2 protein-coding genes are annotated in these 4,481 nt (G+C 67.8%); both read right to left on the reverse strand.

The window, feature by feature from the left end; translation table 11 throughout:
* Window positions 1-232 precede the first annotated feature (232 nt).
* Window positions 233-2,038 (reverse strand): DUF885 domain-containing protein, encoded by a 1,806-nt coding sequence (locus ACQG3P_RS12390; protein ID WP_184125977.1) that lies wholly within the window; start codon window positions 2,036-2,038, stop codon window positions 233-235.
* 146 nt (window positions 2,039-2,184) lie between these two features.
* A complete protein-coding gene (locus tag ACQG3P_RS12395; RefSeq protein WP_426805227.1) occupies window positions 2,185-4,413 on the reverse strand; it encodes a DPP IV N-terminal domain-containing protein in 2,229 nt (742 codons plus the stop codon).
* Window positions 4,414-4,481 lie beyond the last annotated feature (68 nt).

The following is a 4,481-nucleotide window of genomic DNA, read 5'->3' on the forward strand; positions in this document are numbered from 1 at the left end:
CGGTTGCCGGGGCAGACGATCACGCCGTCCCGGTGAAAGCGGGTCTCGACCACCGGTCGTGACCTACCCGATTGCCGATCGACTGGTCGGTTCGAATGGTCGGTTCGAATGGTCGGTTCGAATGGTCGGTTCGACTGGTCGGTTCGAAGGGTCGGTTCGAATGGTCGGTTCGAATGGTCGGTTCGAATGGTCGGTAGGCCACGACCGTTGGTCGTGGCCCACGCGGAGGTGATTACTTTGCCGTGTACCGCGGGATGAAGACCTCGTTGACCGCCTTGGCCAGCTGGTCCGGCGGCAGCAGGCCCTGGTCGAGCAGGAAGTTGTTGAACGCCAGGCGGTCGAACTTTGCGCCCAGTGCCAGTTCGGTCTGCATGCGCAGTTCCAGGATCCGGGTGTAGCCGTAGAAGTAGCTGCCCGCCTGGCCCGGCGACCGCACCATGTAACGGTCCAGTTCCTGGGTGGCCATCGCCTGCGACAGGCCCACTTCGTCGATCAGCACGCGCTCGGCCTTGGCCCGGTCGATCAGGCCCAGGTTGAGCATCGGATCAAGCATCGCGCGCGCGGCGCGCAGCAGGCGGAACTGCAGGGCGATCAGCTGCCCGTCCAGCGGCTCGTACGGCACCATTTCGGCTTCGGCATACAGCGCCCAGCCTTCCACGTTGACCGAATTGAACGCGAACATGGTGCGCGCCAGCGACACGCCGCGCTCCACCATCGCGGTGAACTGCAGCTCATGGCCCGGGCGGCCTTCGTGCGCGCTCAGCGTCCACGCGGCTGAGCCGAAGTTGAAGTCGTCGTACTGCGCGGCCTTGTCGCCGGCGGCCGGGTTGCCCAGCGGCAGCACGAAGGTGCCCTGCTGGCCGGTGTTGCCCACCAGCGGCGCCGGCAGGAAGTGCGGGGCCGGCGAGGCAGCGCTTTCGGCGGCCGAGCCCAGCCGCATCTGCATCGGGCGCTGCGGCACGTCCACGATCTTCTGGGCGCGGATGATCGGGTCGATCGCATCGATCACGCCGCGGTAGTGGTGCTCCAGCTGGTCGTTGGCGATCTTGTCACCCTTCAGCGCGCGGATCACCGCCACCGGGTCGGTCGGGTCGGCCACCTTCAGGCCCTTGGCCTTGACCACCAGCGGCGCCAGCTGGCGCATCGCCGAACGGGTTTCCATGAATTCCAGCTGCGCCCGCTGCATCAGCAGCTTGGGGTCGATGTCGATGCCCACGCGCTTGAGCTGGAAGGCATACAGCGGCTCGGGCAGGCGCGCATCGGCACGTGCCTTGGGCAGCACCTCGCTCTTCGTCCAGTCGCGGTACTCGCGCAGCTGGGTGGCGATGGTCTTCAGCGCCTCGTCGGCGCCGGCGACCTTGTACTTGTCGAACAGCTTTTCGATGCCGGTGATGTAGGTATCGACGTTGGCCAGCGACTGCTCGACCTCGATCTTCGTCGGCTGCAGCAGGGTCTTGTCGGCCAGGCGCTCTTCATAGCGCTGGCGCGACAGCGTGGTGATGGCGGTGGTGCCCGGGGCCAGGCCGGCATACGCCTTCAGGCGGTCCAGCGCCTTGGCGCGGCGCTCGGCCGGCACCTGGTCGGACAGCAGCAGGTTGATGCCGCTGAACACCGTCTGCGGGGTGTCGCTCCACGGCAGCAGGTACTTTTCGTTGAGTTCGCTGCCTTCGATGTTCTCGTCGGCGGCGGCGATCATGATCGCCAGGTCCTGGCGCACGTTCGGGTCGCGCTCGGTGGCCAGCTTGGCCTTGAGCTGGTCGCGCGCCTTGGCCATCGCGGCGCGGTAGCGCTTGGCGTTGTCCGGCCCGAAATCGGCCACCTTGTCGTCGTAGCCCGGCACGCCGAAGAAGCCGGTCTCTTCCGGCTGGAACGGGCCCTGCGCATCGAGCAGGATCTGCGCCAGTTCGTTGCTGCGGGTCACCCAGGCCGCACTGGCCGGGGCCTTGGTGGCGGCAGGAGCGGCAGCGAAGGCCGGCGGCGCACTGAGCGCGGCGGGGACGGAAAGGGCCAACGCGACGGCAAGGGCAAGCGGCTTCATGCAGGACTCCAGTGAGCGGGTGCCTGCGACCCTACGCACTCGGGGAGGCAGCGGCAATCGGCCGGAGGTCATGGCCGCCGCCCGGCGGGCCCCGCCCGCGCCCCACCGGCACGGACGGCGCCAGGTGGGGCTCCCGGAAGCGTGCGTTACGGCTTGAGGCAGCGGGCCAGGAAATCCTCGGCCAGGCGGTAGCGGTGCAGTGCGTTGCTGCCCGACAGGCCATGCTTGGCGCCCGGGTAGGTCATCAGCTCAAAGGGCTGGCCGCGCTTCTGCAGCGCGCTCATCAATTCGGTGGAATTGGTGAACAGCACGTTGTCGTCGGCCATGCCGTGGATCAGCAGCAGGCGCGAGCGCAGGCCGTCGATGTGGGCCAGCACCCGCGCTTCTTCATAGCCCTTGGCGTTGCGCGCCGGCAGGTCCATGTAGCGTTCGGTGTAATGGGTGTCGTACAGGCCCCAGTCGGTAACCGGCGCGCCGGCCACGCCGCACGCGTACTGGTCCGACGCCTTGGCCAGCAGCATCAGGGTCATGTAGCCGCCGTTGGACCAGCCCTGCACGCCGATGCGCGCCGGGTCCACCCATGGCTGCTGCTTCAGCCAGTCCACGCCCTTGAGCTGGTCGGCCACTTCCACCGTGCCCTGCACGCCGTACAGCGCACCGCCGAAATCGCGGCCACGGCGCGGGGTACCGCGGTTGTCCAGCGAAAACACCACATAGCCCTGCTGGGCCATGTACTGGTTGAACAGGTGGTCGCCACGGCCGGGCCAGCTGTCGGTGACGGTCTGGCTGGCCGGGCCGCCATACACGTACACCACCACCGGATAGCGCTTGGCCGGGTCGAAACCAGCGGGCTTGATCAGGCTGTAGTTCAGCGCGGTGCGGCCGTCGGCCGCGGTGAGGGTGCCGAACTCCACCGGGCGCTGCGCGTCCAGGTAGCGCGCGTACGGGTGGCTGGGATCGGCCAGGTTGTTTTCCACCAGCGTGGCGATCTTTTCACCATTGGCGCGGTGCAGCGCGATCTGCGGCGGCGTGGTGGTATTGGACCAGCTGTCCACGTACACGCTGGCGTTCTTCGCGAAGCTGGCGCTGTGCATGCCCGTTTCATTGGACAGGCGCTGCAGCGCCCCGCCCTGCAGCGGCACGGCGTACAGCTGGCTTTCGCGCGAGGAATCCACCCCGGCGCGGAAGTAGACCTTGCCGGCGTCCTCGTCCACCGCCAGCAGTTCGTCCACCGGCCAGTTGCCGCTGGTCAGTGCGGTCACGCTCTTGCCGTCATCGGACACGCGGTACAGGTGCTGGAAACCGCTGCGCTCGGACGACCACAGGAAGCCGCCCTGCTTGAGGAAATGCAGGCTGTTGTGCAGCGGCACCCAGGTCGGCGACGTTTCAGTGACCAGGGTGCGCTGCTTGCCGCTGGCCAGGTCGGCCTGGATCAGTTCCAGGGTCTTCTGGTCGCGCGACTGGCGCTGGAAGGTGAGGTGCTGCGGGTCGCGCCAATCGACGCGGGCCAGGTAGATGTCCGCGTTGCGGCCCAGATCGACCCAGCGCGCGGCGGCATCGGCGCGCGGGGCGATCACGCCCAGCTTGACGGTGACGTTGTGGTCGCCGGCGGCCGGGTAGCGCTGTTCGATCATTTCGGTGCGGTCGGCGTACATCTCATAGCGCTTCTGCACCGGCACCGGCGATTCGTCGATGCGCGCAAAGGCGATGGCCGAGTCGTCCGGCGCCCACCAGTAACCGGTGTGGCGGTCCATTTCCTCGTCGGCGACGAATTCGGCCACGCCATTGCCGATGGTCTCGCTGCCATCGCGGGTGAGCTGGATCTGGCGACCGCTGGCCAGGTCGATCACCCACAGGTTGCGGTCGCGCACGAAGCTGACGAAGCCGCCCTTGGGCGACAGCTTGGCATCGGTGGCGAAGCCCTCACCGTGGGTGAGCTGGCGCACGGCGGCCTTGCCCTGCTTGTCCAGGTCGTACAGATACAGTTCGCCGCCCAGCGGGAACAGCAGGGTGCGCGCGTCGGGCGACCACTGGTAATCCACGATGCCGGTCATGGCGGCAATGCGCTGGCGCTCGCGGCGGGCCTTTTCGGCATCGCTCAGGGTTTCATCGCCGGGCAGTACCACCTTGGAATCGACCAGCAGGCGGGTCTGGCCGCTGGCGATGTCATACGCCCACAGGTCCAGCTGGTTGCGGTCGGCCTCTTTGCCGCGCAGGAAGCTCACGCGCGAGCCATCCGGCGCCACCTTGGGCTTCATCAGGGTCGGGCCGGACAGCGGCAGCGGCCCGGTGATGGCATCCAGGGTGAGCTTTTCGGCGTGGGCGATGGTGGTCGAGGCGAGCATGAGGGCGAGCGAGGCAACAAAGTGGCGCATGGAATCTTCCGGCGGCGGCTGGGCGTTCCCGGTCCGGTGGGGCGGGTTGGGAGCGGACCATCCTAACA

The sequence above is a fragment of the Stenotrophomonas sp. SrG genome, from assembly GCF_050031795.1.
Classification (GTDB): domain Bacteria; phylum Pseudomonadota; class Gammaproteobacteria; order Xanthomonadales; family Xanthomonadaceae; genus Stenotrophomonas; species Stenotrophomonas rhizophila_A.